We start from the raw sequence: 14,082 nt of genomic DNA, 5'->3' as shown, positions 1-14,082 counted from the left end.
ATCCCTACCCCAAGCCTTCCATCTGGCTGAGGCGATTCTCTCCTGCCCCCCGATTTGCGCGGCTCCCAGCGTCCACTAGGCTTAGTCCACAGCAGTCATCAACAACAAAGGTGTGGGTATGAGCCAGGTCGATACAAGCGCAGGGGCCAGTGACATTCTGGTCAGCTTTCGTGGAGTGCAGAAGAGCTACGATGGCGAGAACCTGATCGTCAAAGACCTCAACCTGGACATTCGCAAAGGCGAATTCCTCACGTTGCTCGGGCCATCCGGCTCCGGCAAGACCACCAGCCTGATGATGCTCGCCGGTTTCGAAACCCCGACCGCAGGTGAAATCCTGCTGGCGGGGCGTTCCATCAACAATGTGCCGCCGCATAAACGCGACATCGGCATGGTGTTCCAGAACTACGCTTTATTCCCGCACATGACGGTCGCCGAGAACCTGGCGTTCCCGCTGAGCGTGCGTGGCTTGAACAAGAGTGATGTCAGCGACAAAGTAAAAAAAGTCCTGAGCATGGTTCAGCTCGACGCCTTCGCCCAGCGCTATCCGGCGCAGCTGTCCGGTGGGCAGCAGCAGCGCGTAGCCCTAGCCCGCGCACTGGTGTTCGAGCCGCAGCTGGTGCTGATGGACGAGCCGCTCGGCGCCTTGGACAAACAACTGCGCGAACACATGCAGATGGAGATCAAGCATCTGCACCAGCGCCTGGGCGTGACCGTGGTCTACGTGACTCACGACCAGGGTGAAGCACTCACCATGTCTGATCGCGTGGCCGTGTTCCATCAAGGCGAAATCCAGCAGATTGCCCCGCCGCGCAGCCTCTACGAAGAACCGAAGAACACCTTCGTCGCCAACTTCATCGGCGAGAACAATCGCCTCAACGGTCGTCTGCACAGCCACACCGGCGATCGCTGCGTGGTCGAGTTGGGCCGTGGCGAGAAGGTCGAAGCCCTGGCAGTCAACGTCGGCAAGACCGGCGAGCCGGTCACGCTGTCGATTCGCCCGGAGCGCGTAAGCCTCAACGGCTCGAGCGAGTCCTGCGTCAATCGCTTCTCCGGCCGGGTGGCGGAATTCATCTATCTGGGCGACCACGTTCGGGTGCGCCTGGAAGTCTGCGGCAAGACCGATTTCTTTGTGAAACAGCCGATTGCCGAGCTCGATCCTGCGCTGGCCGTCGGTGACGTGGTACCGCTTGGCTGGCAAGTCGAACACGTTCGCGCGCTCGACCCACTTCTAGAGGCGAATTGATCGCCCCCCTGCAACACCAACCCTGCACGTGGAGAACAATATAAATGTTGAAATCCCTGAAATTCACCGCCCTGGTCATGGGCATGATCGGTGCGGCACACGCAATGGCGGCAGGTCCCGACCTGACTGTCGTGTCCTTTGGCGGGGCGAACAAGGCGGCGCAGGTCAAGGCCTTCTACGCACCGTGGGAAGCGGCGGGCAACGGCAAGATCGTGGCGGGCGAATACAACGGCGAGATGGCCAAGGTCAAGGCCATGGTCGATACCAAGAGTGTGTCCTGGGACCTGGTGGAAGTCGAATCGCCAGAACTGTCCCGCGGTTGCGACGAAGACATGTTCGAGCAACTCGACCCGGCTCTGTTCGGCAAGACCGAGGACTACGTCAAGGGCGCCATCCAGCCATGCGGCGTAGGTTTCTTCGTGTGGTCGACCGTGCTGGCCTACAACGCCGACAAGCTGAAAACCGCGCCGACCAGTTGGGCGGATTTCTGGGACACCAAGCAATTCCCAGGCAAGCGCGGCCTGCGCAAAGGCGCCAAGTACACCCTGGAATTTGCACTGATGGCCGACGGCGTCGCGCCGAAGGACGTCTACAAAGTGTTGGCCGGTAAAGATGGTCAGGATCGCGCGTTCAAAAAGCTCGATGAGCTGAAACCAAGCATCCAGTGGTGGGAAGCCGGCGCGCAACCGCCGCAGTACCTCGCTTCGGGTGATGTGGTCATGAGCTCGGCGTACAACGGCCGGATCGCTGCCGTACAGAAAGAAAGCAACCTGAAAGTCGTGTGGAACGGCGGCATCTACGACTTCGATGCCTGGGCCATTCCAAAGGGTCTGGACAAGGCTCGCGCCGAAGCAGCGAAGAAATTCATCGCGTTCTCGGTGCAGCCACAACAGCAGAAGACCTACTCGGAAAACATCGCCTACGGCCCGGCCAACACCCAAGCCGTTCCGTTGCTGGCCAAGGACGTCCTGAAAGATATGCCAACAACTCCGGAAAACATCGCCAACCAGGTGCAGATCGACGTCAGCTTCTGGGCTGATAACGGCGAGCAACTGGAACAGCGTTTTAATTCCTGGGCTGCGAAGTAATCCTTCGCCTGTAGGAGCTGCCGAAGGCTGCGATCTTTTGACCTTGATCTTCAGCGGTCTCAAAACCGCCAAAAGATCGCAGGCTGCGCCAGCTCCTACAAGGGCGGCGTGTTTCATGAATGTTGATGTAATGCGGCATTGCTTTGGTGATGCCGCCCATCCAAAGATTTCCGGAGTACGCCATGGCCACCGCCATTCCCCTGAACGCGGGCACTGACCCCACCTTGAAGCAGCGGCTCAAGCACGCCGAGCGGATCAATCGCTGGAAGGCACAGGCATTGATCGCGCCGCTGGTGCTGTTCCTGCTGCTGGTGTTCCTGGTGCCGATCGTGGCGCTGCTCTACAAAAGCGTTGGTAACCCGGAAGTGGTCGGCGGCATGCCCCGCACCGTGACGGCCATCGCCAGCTGGGACGGTCGCGGCCTGCCCGCGGAACCGGTGTACAAGGCCGCCAGTGCAGACTTGGCCGAGGCTCGCAAGAATCAGACGTTGGGCGACCTGTCCAAGCGTCTGAACATGGAATTGGCCGGCTACCGCAGCTTGTTGACCAAAACCGCTCGCGCCTTGCCGTTCGCCACTGAACCGACCTCCTATAAAGAAGCACTGGAAAGTCTCGACGAACGTTGGGGCGATCCTGCCTATTGGCAGGCCGTGCGCCGCAATACCAGCAGCATCACGCCTTATTATCTGCTGGCGGCCGTCGATCACCGCATCGATGACCTGGGCGAAGTCGCCCCGGCCACTCCCGATCAGGCGATCTACCTCGACATCTTCGCCCGTACTTTCTGGATGGGCCTGATCATCACGGCGATCTGCCTGGTGCTGGCGTATCCCCTGGCGTACTTGCTGGCCAACCTGCCATCACGCCAAAGCAACCTGTTGATGATCCTGGTGCTGTTGCCGTTCTGGACCTCGATCCTGGTGCGGGTTGCAGCGTGGATCGTGTTGCTGCAATCGGGCGGCCTGATCAACAGCGGCCTGATGGCCATGGGCATCATCGACAAGCCGCTGGAACTGGTGTTCAACCGCACCGGGGTCTACATCTCGATGGTGCACATCCTGCTGCCGTTCATGATCCTGCCGATCTATAGCGTAATGAAAGGCATCTCGCCCACCTATATGCGCGCTGCCATTTCCCTGGGCTGCCATCCATTCGCCAGCTTCTGGCGGGTGTACTTCCCGCAGACCTATGCCGGGGTCGGCGCCGGTTGCCTGTTGGTCTTCATCCTCGCCATCGGTTACTACATCACGCCAGCGCTGTTGGGCAGCCCGAACGACCAGATGGTCAGCTACTTCGTCGCTTTCTACACCAACACCAGCATCAACTGGGGCATGGCGACCGCACTGGGTGGGCTGCTGCTGTTGGCGACCGTGGTGCTCTATCTGATTTACAGCTGGCTGGTAGGCGCCAGTCGCCTGCGCCTGAGCTAAGGGGAGAACGAAATGCTGAGTCCTTACATGTCGCCCATTGAACGGGTGTGGTTCTACAGTTTGCGGATTCTCTGCGGCCTGATCCTGTTGTTCCTGATTCTGCCGGTACTGGTGATCATCCCGCTGTCGTTCAACTCGGGAAGTTTCCTGGTGTATCCGCTGCAAGGTTTCTCGCTGCAGTGGTACCACGACTTCTTTGCTTCGGCGGAATGGATGCGCGCGCTGAAGAACAGCATCATCGTGGCCCCGGCGGCTACGGTGCTGGCGATGATCTTCGGTACGCTGGCCGCCATCGGCCTGACCCGGGGTGATTTCCCCGGCAAGGCCTTGGTCATGGCCCTGGTGATTTCGCCGATGGTCGTGCCGGTGGTGATTATTGGTGTGGCCAGTTATCTGTTCTTCGCACCATTGGGACTTGGCAACAGCTTCTTCTCGCTGATCGTGGTGCACGCAGTGTTGGGTGTGCCATTTGTGATCATCACCGTGTCGGCGACTTTGCAGGGGTTCAACCACAATCTGGTGCGGGCTGCTGCAAGCCTGGGCGCTTCGCCGCTGACCGCGTTCCGTCGGGTGACCTTGCCACTGATTGCCCCGGGGGTGATTTCCGGGGCGCTGTTTGCCTTCGCGACTTCGTTCGATGAGGTAGTGGTGACGCTGTTCCTTGCCGGTCCCGAGCAAGCGACCTTGCCTCGGCAGATGTTCAGCGGGATTCGCGAAAACCTCAGCCCGACCATTGCCGCTGCAGCGACGCTGTTGATCGCCTTCTCGGTGATCCTGCTGCTGACCCTGGAATGGTTGCGCGGCCGCAGTGAAAAACTGCGTACCGCCCAGGTTTGACCCCGATCCCCTGTAGGAGCTGCCGAAGGCTGCGATCTTTTGATCTTAGAAATCGAGGTCAAAAGATCGCAGCCTTCGGCAGCTCCTACAGAGGTGTTGTGTGAGAGTGAGTGTTGCGGATCATTCACACCCTGAATAGCAGACAACCTCCAATCCCCAGCTACTATTGTTGCCCAGCTCCCCTATCTATAAGAGGCTGCGCACATGAGTCTTTCCTCTTTCAAAATCGCTCACAAACTGATCACCGGTGCAGGTGCCATCGAGCAGCTAGCCGCTGAACTCACCCGGCTGGACATCGACCACCCACTGATCGTCACCGATGCTGCCTTGGTCAAATCCGGCACAGTCGAACTGGCGCTGGCGCAGTTGGGCGGGCGTACCTATGAGATCTTTGATCGGGTGTTGCCCGATCCGGAAATTGCCATCGTCGAAGATTGCATGCGCGTCTATCGCGAAGGCGGGCACGACGGGCTCATTGGCCTGGGCGGGGGCAGTGCAATCGATATCGCCAAGAGCGTTGCGGCCTACGCCGGTTATCACGGCGCGCTGGAGGACTTGTTCGGTGTCGACCAGGTTCCGCGCAAAGGCCCGCCGCTGATCGCCATCCCGACCACTGCTGGCACCGGCTCGGAAGTGACCAATGTGGCGATCCTTTCCGACAAGGTTGCACAACTCAAGAAAGGCATTGTCAGCGACTACCTGTTGCCTGACGTGGCGCTGGTCAGCCCGCAGATGACCCTGACCTGTCCGCGCGGTGTCACGGCAGCAAGCGGCGTTGATGCGCTGGTGCATGCCATCGAATCCTACCTGTCGGTCAATGCCTCGCCCATTACCGATGCCCTGGCCATCGGTGCGATCAAGCTGATTTCCGGCGCGCTGCCCAAGGCATATGCCAACCCTGCCAATCTGCAGGCTCGGGAGGATATGGCCACTGCCAGCCTGATGGCGGGTATGGCGTTCGGCAATGCCGGGGTCGGTGCGGTGCATGCATTGGCGTATCCGCTGGGCGGGCGCTTCAACATCGCGCATGGCGTCAGTAACGCGTTATTGCTGCCCCATGTCATGACCTGGAACAAGATGGCCTGCGTTGAGCGGATGCAGGATATTGCCGAGGCCATGGGCGTCAGGACCGCTCATCTGAGCGGCGTCGAGGCCGCAGAGAAGGCCGTCGAGGCCATGGCCCGATTGTGTGCAGCGGTTGAAATACCGCAAGGGTTGCGCAGTTTCGGGGTTCCCGAAGATGCGATCCCGGCCATGGCCTTGGAAGCTGCGGGGATCGAGCGGCTGATGCGCAACAATCCTCGCCAATTGAGTGCCGTCGATATCGAGAAGATCTACCGGGCGGCTTACTGATCATCGCAGTCACGTCGCGCGCGCCAAAGCATGAGGTATACAATGCGCGCCATCGTGATTTTGCTCAGAAAAGGTGCGTCATGCAGCCCTTCGTAATTGCTCCGTCGATTCTCTCCGCCGACTTCGCCCGCCTGGGTGAAGAAGTGGACAACGTCCTGGCCGCTGGCGCCGACTTCGTGCACTTCGATGTCATGGACAACCATTACGTGCCGAACCTGACCATCGGCCCGATGGTCTGCGCGGCGCTGCGCAAATACGGGGTCACCGCGCCGATCGACGCACACCTGATGGTCAGCCCGGTGGACCGCATCGTCGGTGACTTCATCGAAGCCGGCGCGACCTACATCACCTTCCACCCGGAAGCCACGCAACACGTCGACCGCTCCCTGCAGCTGATCCGCGAGGGCGGCTGCAAGTCTGGCCTGGTATTCAACCCGGCGACTCCGCTGGACGTGCTCAAGTACGTGATGGACAAGGTCGACATGATCTTGTTGATGAGCGTCAACCCGGGCTTCGGCGGGCAGAAGTTCATCCCTGGCACCCTCGACAAACTGTGCGAAGCGCGGGCGCTGATCGATGCCAGCGGTCGTGATATCCGCCTGGAAATCGACGGTGGTGTGAACGTGAACAACATCCGCGAGATAGCGGCGGCGGGTGCTGACACCTTTGTTGCCGGGTCGGCCATCTTCAACGCGCCGAACTACCAGGAAGTGATCGAGAAGATGCGCTCCGAACTGGCGCTGGCTCGTCCATGAGTGGCTTTGAGCAGCTGTTCCCGGGGGCTTTGCCGCGTCTGGTGATGTTCGATCTGGATGGCACGCTGATCGATTCAGTCCCTGACCTGGCTGTGGCCGTGGATAACATGCTGCTCAAGCTCGGCCGCCAGCCTGCGGGGCTTGAGTCGGTGCGAGAGTGGGTCGGCAACGGCGCGCCCGTGCTGGTGCGACGTGCGCTGGCCGGTGGTATCGATCATTCGACAGTTGATGACGGTGAGGCCGAAGGCGCGCTGGATATCTTCATGCAAGCCTACAGCGACAGCCATGAATTGACCGTGGTCTACCCCGGCGTGCGCGACACTCTGAAGTGGCTGCACAAGCAGGGCGTGGAAATGGCGCTGATCACCAACAAGCCGGAGCGTTTTGTCGCGCCGCTGCTGGATCAGATGAAGATTGGCCGCTATTTCAAATGGATCATCGGCGGCGATACCTTGCCGCAAAAAAAGCCGGATCCCGCCGCGCTGTTTTTTGTGATGAAAATGGCCAACATTCCGGCCTCGCAGTCGTTGTTCGTTGGCGATTCGCGCAGCGACGTGCTGGCGGCGAAAGCGGCAGGGGTCAAGTGCGTCGCGCTCAGCTACGGCTATAACCACGGCCGGCCGATTGCCGAAGAATCGCCGGCCCTGGTGATCGACGACTTGCGCAAGCTAATTCCCGGTTGCCTGGATGCGGGCTCTGGGATAACGTTGCCCGACGCTGTTCAACCCCCTTATGGAAACGCCATCGTGGTGGTCACCCGCAAACTCTGGATGAAAGTCATCAAGGCCCTGGCCCGCTGGCGTTGGCGCGCCTGACTCGATTCTGGCCGGCTATCCGGCACGTTTGCACACCTGACTGTTAGCACCTCAAGCCACGAGGCTACCCCCATGATCCGCGAAGAATTCCTGCGTTTGGCCGCTGCCGGCTATAACCGTATTCCCCTGGCCTGCGAAACCCTGGCCGACTTCGACACTCCGCTGTCGATCTACCTGAAACTGGCTGACCAGCCAAACTCTTACCTGCTGGAATCGGTGCAGGGCGGGGAGAAGTGGGGGCGTTATTCGATCATCGGCCTGCCGTGCCGCACCGTGTTGCGGGTTCACGATCACCACGTCAGCGTGACCCATGACGGTGTCGAGATCGAAACCCACGAAACTGAAGATCCGCTGGCGTTCGTCGAAGAATTCAAGGCGCGCTACAACGTGCCGACCATTCCTGGCCTGCCGCGCTTCAATGGCGGCCTGGTGGGTTACTTCGGTTACGACTGCGTGCGCTATGTCGAGAAGCGCCTGGGCAAGTGCCCAAATCCGGATCCGCTGGGCGTGCCGGATATCCTGCTGATGGTCTCCGATGCGGTGGTGGTGTTCGACAACTTGGCTGGCAAGATGCACGCTATTGTCCTGGCTGATCCCGCGCAAGACGATGCCTTCGAGCAGGGGCAGGCGCGTCTGCAGGCGCTGCTGGAGCAACTGCGCCAGCCAATCACTCCGCGCCGTGGCTTGGACTTCAGCAAGCAGCAAGCGGCTGACCCGGTGTTTCGTTCAAGCTTCACCCAGGACGATTACGAAAAGGCCGTCGACACCATCAAGGAATACATCCTCGCCGGTGATTGCATGCAGGTCGTGCCTTCCCAGCGCATGTCGATCGACTTCAAGGCGGCACCGATCGATCTGTACCGGGCGCTGCGCTGCTTTAATCCGACTCCTTACATGTACTTTTTCAACTTCGGTGATTTCCACGTCGTTGGCAGCTCGCCAGAAGTGTTGGTACGGGTCGAAGACAACCTGATCACCGTGCGCCCGATCGCCGGCACTCGTCCTCGGGGCGCCAACGAAGAAGCAGACCTGGCGCTGGAGCAAGACCTGCTGTCCGACGACAAGGAAATCGCCGAGCACTTGATGCTGATTGACCTGGGGCGCAATGACACCGGTCGCGTATCGGAAATCGGCTCGGTGAAACTCACCGAGAAGATGGTCATCGAGCGTTACTCCAACGTGATGCACATTGTTTCCAACGTCACCGGGCAATTAAAAGCCGGGCTGACCGCGATGGATGCGTTGCGGGCCATTCTGCCGGCGGGCACCTTGTCGGGCGCACCGAAGATTCGCGCGATGGAAATCATCGACGAACTGGAGCCGGTCAAACGCGGAGTCTACGGCGGTGCGGTGGGTTATTTTGCCTGGAACGGCAACATGGATACCGCCATCGCGATTCGTACGGCAGTGATCAAGAATGGCGAGCTGCATGTGCAGGCGGGTGGCGGCATTGTTGCGGACTCGGTACCGGCGCTGGAGTGGGAAGAAACCCTGAACAAGCGTCGGGCAATGTTCCGCGCGGTGGCACTGGCCGAACAGACCCCGGACACCTGATCTGATACACCCTCTGTAGGAGTGAGCCTGCTCGCGAGAGGCCGGCACAGCTGGCATCTATGCAGTCTGACTTACCGCTATCGCGAGCAGGCTCACTCCTACAGGAATATTGCACACAAAAAAACGCGGCTCCTGTGAGGGCGCCGCGTTTTTTATGCCTGGCGATCAGAAATCCAGCGCTACACCCAGGTTGACGCCTTGCTGAGTAAAGTCGTCATCCTTGCGAATGACGTAGCTCGCGCGCAATGCCAAATCCTTGGTGAGGTTGTGACTCACTCCCAGGTTCACCCGTTGCAAATGACTCTGCGGGGTATAGCCTTCCAGTGTGAAGTCATTGGCCGGCAGGCTATTGAGGGCGATGTTGACCTTTTGCACATCATCCTCGTACTCGCGCTCGTAGGCATACTCACCAAACACGCGGGTCTGCGAGGTGATCTGGTACTTGCCCTGCAAGCCCGCGCCCAGACGCTTCGAGTCGCGGGTCTGGTCATCGAAACTCAATGCGGTGGCCCGATTGCTGTTCTCCGAATACCCATCGACTTCCACCTTGGCGTAATCGGCGCTGATGAACGGCGACAGGTGCCACTGGCTGCCCGGTTGGGCAATGTCGTAGCCCACGCGAGTACTGAACGCCCACAGATGCCCGTCGGTGTCGCCTTTTTCTGCACCTTCAGCGGCGCCCAGGTCGAACTTGCGCTTGAGGTTGTCGTAGTCGAGTTTTCCGCCCGTCAACGCGGCATCTGCCCACCAGCGGTTTTGTTGGAACTGGGCAAAGGCTGTCGCCAGGTAGCTATTGAGCTTGTAGTCCGAGTCGTTATTGCCCGCGTCCAGGTTCTGCCGGTAGAAACCTGCGGCGACACCTACGCGCCAGGCGTCATTGAGGCGATAGCTACCGCCGACATTCAGGCTGTAACCGCTGCCGTCGGCGCTGGCGCCGCTGCTTTGGCTGTCCAGGTCCAGATGCTGGCCGCCCCCGGCAACAATGGCGCGCCACTGCCCAACCGCTTGCCATTCCTCCCAGTCCGACTGCCACTGGTTGCGCAGTTCGTCCTGATGCGCGCGTAAAGTGGCGTGGGCCATTTCTGGCAGCAGCGTCAGCTCCCATGGTGCTGCGAGCAGGGAATAGGCGTAGTCGGAAATCAGCTTTTGCCCGGCTTCGGTCGGGTGAACCCCGTCGTTGTAGATCAGTTTGGTCGGGTCTGGCGTGGCGCTGTTGATGCCGTAAGTGGCGTTCTCAGTGCAGCCACTGCCACTGAAGCAAGTCGCCGTCAGGTTCTGGTCGGTTGCCAGGCCGAAGCGTCCCGGATCAGCAAAGGTTTCCTGCAGCAGCAGGGGAATGTTCAACGGGATGATTTCCGCGTTGATGCCCTGCAAGCGCTGCACGAGTTGCAGGTTGAACTGATTGCTGAGCTGGGTGGCCGCTTGTTGCAGGCCGGTGCCATTGATGGCTGGCGTCAGGCCGATGTCCGGCAGCAGCCAGACCATCACGTATTTCGCGCCGGCGGTCTGCAGGACTTGCACGCTGTCGGCGAGCCGGTCCGCTGCCGCGTTGGCCTGAGCGGGGCTGAGGATGCGACCCTGAAGGAAGTCGTTACCACCACCCGAGAGGTAATACAGCGCATTCGGATCGGCACGGAAGTTGTTCGAAGGCAGATAGCCGACCCGGGTGCGCTCGCCTGTTGCGGACTGGGTGGTAATCGAGTCGAGGATCTGGTCGGTGCGATAACCGCCGACCGCCCAGTTGTTACCATCCGGCAGGCCCTGATTGGCCCGCACCGCCGAGGTCGATGCCGCCGTCTCGTCGGCCGAGAACCCAAGTCGCCCACCCAGCAACTGGGTAGAGTTGAGCGAACGCGACTCGCCGCTGCCATCCTGATAAACCGGCCCCGTCCGGTTGGTGTAACGCTGTGTCGCACCGGCCGGTCCGCCCGAGTCGGTAAAGGTCCCCGCATCGTTGAGACTGTCGCCGAACACGACGAAATTTGAGTAGGGATTGGGAGCAGCGATCGCCTGGGCGCAGGCCATTGCGAGCAAGCATCCGGCGAGCGGTACAAACAGCGTCTGTTTGATCATGAGCAAGTCCGTTTATTTATTGTTGTAGTGAACGAAACGACAGTACCAAAAAAATCCGGCTATTTGCCATCGGTCGTTATCCCTTCTAATGATTCGCCTGCGGGCATCACCCCGATATTGCACGCTCCGCCCAGCTAAGTTACTGTGCCAAGACGTATGAATGAGACCTTCCCCGTGTTGATCATCAGCAAACTCCTGGATCAAGTCATCAAGGCACACGCCCGCTGGCGTTGGCGCGCCTGAATTCTTTGCCGGCCTCGCCGGACCTGTACCGATTTACCTTCTTTACCCGTTTCACCTGCCGCTTTGCTGGCGCCACTCCAGCACCCGACAAAGCGCAGCGTCCTGCGGGTAATCATCTGAAGGTCATGTTTAAAAATCAGTGAATTCAAGAGGTTTCCAGCGCCATGTTGCTGATGATCGATAACTACGACTCCTTTACCTATAACGTTGTGCAGTACCTCGGTGAGCTCGGCTCCCAGGTCAAAGTCGTGCGCAACGATGAGCTCACCATTGCCGAAATCGAAGCCCTCAACCCTGAGCGCATCGTCGTGTCCCCCGGTCCTTGTACGCCGACCGAAGCCGGCATTTCCATCGAAGCGATCAAACATTTCGCCGGCAAACTGCCAATTCTCGGCGTATGCCTTGGTCATCAATCCATCGGCCAGGCCTTTGGTGGTGACGTGGTCCGCGCGCGGCAGGTAATGCACGGTAAGACTAGCCCGGTATTCCACGAGGACAAGGGTGTATTCGCAGGCCTCAATCGCCCGCTGACGGTCACTCGTTATCACTCGCTGATCGTCAAGCGCGAAACCCTGCCCGACTGCCTCGAACTGACAGCCTGGACTCAGCTGGAAGACGGCTCGGTGGACGAAATCATGGGCTTGCGCCACAAGACGCTGAACATCGAGGGGGTGCAGTTTCACCCCGAGTCGATCCTCACCGAGCAGGGCCACGAACTGTTCGCCAACTTCCTCAAACAAACCGGCGGCACGCGCTAAGGACTTTCCATGGATATCAAGACAGCCCTGAGCCGTATCGTCGGCCAACTCGATCTGAGCACGGACGAGATGCGCGATGTCATGCGCGAAATCATGACCGGACAATGCACGGATGCGCAGATCGGCGCATTCATGATGGCCATGCGCATGAAGAGCGAAAGCATCGACGAGATCGTCGGCGCGGTGTCGGTCATGCGCGAGCTGGCGGACAAGGTCGAACTCAAGACCCTGGATGGCGTGGTCGACGTTGTGGGCACCGGCGGTGATGGTGCCAACATCTTCAACGTATCAACTGCCTCGTCTTTTGTGGTCGCGGCCGCTGGCTGCACCGTAGCCAAGCATGGTAACCGTGCGGTGTCCGGCAAAAGCGGCAGCGCCGACCTGCTGGAAGCAGCCGGTATCTACTTGAACCTGACACCGGTCCAGGTGGCGCGCTGCATCGACAATGTCGGCATCGGCTTCATGTTCGCCCAGACCCATCACAGTGCCATGAAGCACGCCGCCGGCCCACGCCGCGAACTGGGCTTGCGCACGATGTTCAATATGCTCGGCCCGCTTACGAATCCGGCCGGGGTCAAACATCAAGTAGTTGGCGTTTTCAGCCAGGCGTTGTGCCGGCCGTTGGCCGAAGTCTTGCAGCGGCTTGGCAGCAAACATGTGCTGGTGGTGCATTCCAAGGATGGCCTGGACGAATTCAGTCTCGCCGCGCCGACCTTCGTGGCGGAACTGAAGAACGACCAGATCACCGAATATTGGGTCGAACCTGAAGACCTGGGCATGAAGAGCCAGAGTCTTCACGGCCTGGCGGTCGAGAGCCCGGCCGCATCGCTGGAGCTGATTCGCGATGCCCTGGGCAAGCGCAAGACCGAAAATGGTCAGAAAGCGGCCGAGATGATTGTGCTCAATGCCGGTGCCGCGTTGTACGCCGCCGACCATGCCACCAGTTTGAAAGAGGGCGTTGCCCTGGCGCACGATGCGCTGCACACAGGTCTTGCTCGGGAAAAGCTTGAGGAGCTGGGTGCATTTACCGCGGTATTCAGAGTGGAGAATGAAGGATGAGTGTACCGACGGTTCTGGAAAACATTCTGGCGCGTAAGGTTCAGGAAGTCGCCGAGCGCAGTGCTCTTGTGAGTCTGGCCGAGCTGGAAAGTCTGGCCAAGGCGGCCGATGCACCCCGTGGTTTTGCCAACGCTTTGATCACTCAGGCCAAGTCGAAGCAGCCCGCCGTCATCGCTGAAATCAAGAAGGCCTCACCCAGCAAAGGGGTGATCCGCGAGAATTTCGTGCCTGCCGACATTGCCCGCAGCTACGAAAAGGGCGGCGCCACCTGCCTGTCGGTGCTCACTGATATCGATTACTTCCAGGGTGCCGATACTTACCTGCAACAGGCGCGAGCGGCGTGCAACTTGCCGGTGATCCGCAAGGATTTCATGATCGATCCCTACCAGATCGTCGAAGCCCGTGCATTGGGCGCGGACTGTGTGCTGTTGATCGTTTCCGCCCTGGATGACGTGAAAATGGCCGAGCTGGCGTCTGTCGCCAAAGGTGTCGGCCTGGATGTGCTGGTTGAAGTTCACGATGGCGACGAGCTGGAACGGGCCTTGAAAACCCTCGACACTCCGTTGGTGGGCATCAACAACCGCAACCTGCATACCTTCGAGGTGAGCCTGGAAATCACTTTGGATTTGTTGCCGCGCATTCCGCGCGATCGCCTGGTGATTACCGAAAGCGGCATTCTCAACCGTGCCGATGTCGAGCTGATGGAAATCAGCGATGTCTATGCGTTCCTGGTGGGCGAAGCGTTCATGCGCGCGGAAAACCCAGGTACTGAGCTGCAGCGGTTGTTCTTTCCCGAGCGTGGTATTGCAGTGAGCGGTTCTACCCTCGACTGAAAAAGCATCGCGAGCAGGCTCACTCCTACAGTAAGGGCCAA

Annotated in this window: 12 protein-coding genes; 11 read left to right on the top strand and 1 reads right to left on the bottom strand. The window is 59.7% G+C overall.

The features are described 5' to 3' along the window. Nucleotides 1-118: 118 nt before the first annotated feature. The 8 genes from ORL50_RS00135 to trpE all read left to right on the top strand — a co-directional run bounded on the left by ORL50_RS00135 (nt 119) and on the right by trpE (nt 9,075). Complete coding sequence (locus ORL50_RS00135) at nt 119-1,243, top strand: ABC transporter ATP-binding protein (RefSeq protein WP_266008964.1); 1,125 nt, start codon at nt 119-121, stop codon at nt 1,241-1,243. 44 nt (nt 1,244-1,287) lie between these two features. Beyond that, a complete protein-coding gene (locus tag ORL50_RS00130) occupies nt 1,288-2,331 on the top strand; it encodes an ABC transporter substrate-binding protein (protein ID WP_266008963.1) in 1,044 nt (347 codons plus the stop codon). A 182-nt stretch (nt 2,332-2,513) separates the two neighbouring features. Then, nucleotides 2,514-3,761, top strand: a complete 1,248-nt coding sequence (locus ORL50_RS00125; RefSeq protein WP_266008962.1) for an ABC transporter permease — start codon at nt 2,514-2,516, stop codon at nt 3,759-3,761. A 12-nt stretch (nt 3,762-3,773) separates the two neighbouring features. Then, entirely contained in the window at nt 3,774-4,598 is an 825-nt protein-coding gene (locus ORL50_RS00120; RefSeq protein WP_008084123.1) for an ABC transporter permease, read from the top strand. Between the two features lie 204 nt (nt 4,599-4,802). Further along, nucleotides 4,803-5,951 (top strand): iron-containing alcohol dehydrogenase, encoded by a 1,149-nt coding sequence (locus tag ORL50_RS00115; RefSeq protein ID WP_266008957.1) that lies wholly within the window; start codon nt 4,803-4,805, stop codon nt 5,949-5,951. 80 nt (nt 5,952-6,031) lie between these two features. After that, on the top strand, nt 6,032-6,706 hold the full coding sequence (gene rpe, locus ORL50_RS00110; RefSeq protein ID WP_266008955.1) for a ribulose-phosphate 3-epimerase: 675 nt from the start codon (nt 6,032-6,034) through the stop codon (nt 6,704-6,706). Next, nucleotides 6,703-7,521, top strand: a complete 819-nt coding sequence (locus ORL50_RS00105; RefSeq protein WP_266008953.1) for a phosphoglycolate phosphatase — start codon at nt 6,703-6,705, stop codon at nt 7,519-7,521. Before rpe ends, ORL50_RS00105 begins: the two co-directional genes overlap by 4 nt. A gap of 72 nt (nt 7,522-7,593) precedes the next feature. Continuing rightward, nucleotides 7,594-9,075, top strand: a complete 1,482-nt coding sequence (trpE, locus tag ORL50_RS00100; protein ID WP_266008951.1) for an anthranilate synthase component I — start codon at nt 7,594-7,596, stop codon at nt 9,073-9,075. A gap of 165 nt (nt 9,076-9,240) precedes the next feature. On the opposite strand, the gene estP is transcribed toward trpE, so the two are convergent. Continuing rightward, nucleotides 9,241-11,148 (bottom strand): esterase EstP, encoded by a 1,908-nt coding sequence (gene estP, locus ORL50_RS00095; protein WP_266008949.1) that lies wholly within the window; start codon nt 11,146-11,148, stop codon nt 9,241-9,243. 407 nt (nt 11,149-11,555) lie between these two features. Between estP and ORL50_RS00090 the strand changes: the two genes are divergently transcribed. Genes ORL50_RS00090 through trpC form a run of 3 tightly spaced genes read left to right on the top strand, consistent with a single transcriptional unit; the run spans nt 11,556 to nt 14,041 of the window. Beyond that, nucleotides 11,556-12,149 carry an aminodeoxychorismate/anthranilate synthase component II gene (locus ORL50_RS00090; RefSeq protein ID WP_007980194.1) on the top strand — a complete coding sequence of 198 codons (594 nt, stop codon included), beginning with the start codon at nt 11,556-11,558 and terminating at the stop codon, nt 12,147-12,149. A 9-nt stretch (nt 12,150-12,158) separates the two neighbouring features. Then, on the top strand, nt 12,159-13,208 hold the full coding sequence (trpD, locus tag ORL50_RS00085) for an anthranilate phosphoribosyltransferase (protein WP_266008944.1): 1,050 nt from the start codon (nt 12,159-12,161) through the stop codon (nt 13,206-13,208). Continuing rightward, nucleotides 13,205-14,041: an indole-3-glycerol phosphate synthase TrpC gene (gene trpC / locus ORL50_RS00080; protein ID WP_266008942.1), complete on the top strand. Its 837-nt coding sequence runs from the start codon at nt 13,205-13,207 to the stop codon at nt 14,039-14,041. The genes trpD and trpC overlap by 4 nt, the downstream gene beginning before the upstream one ends. Nucleotides 14,042-14,082: the final 41 nt, after the last annotated feature.

Source organism: Pseudomonas sp. RIT-562 (assembly GCF_026241895.1).
Taxonomy (GTDB): domain Bacteria; phylum Pseudomonadota; class Gammaproteobacteria; order Pseudomonadales; family Pseudomonadaceae; genus Aquipseudomonas; species Aquipseudomonas mandelii_F.
Note: the sequence above shows the minus strand (reverse complement) of the source record. Positions and strands in the feature narration are given on the sequence as shown.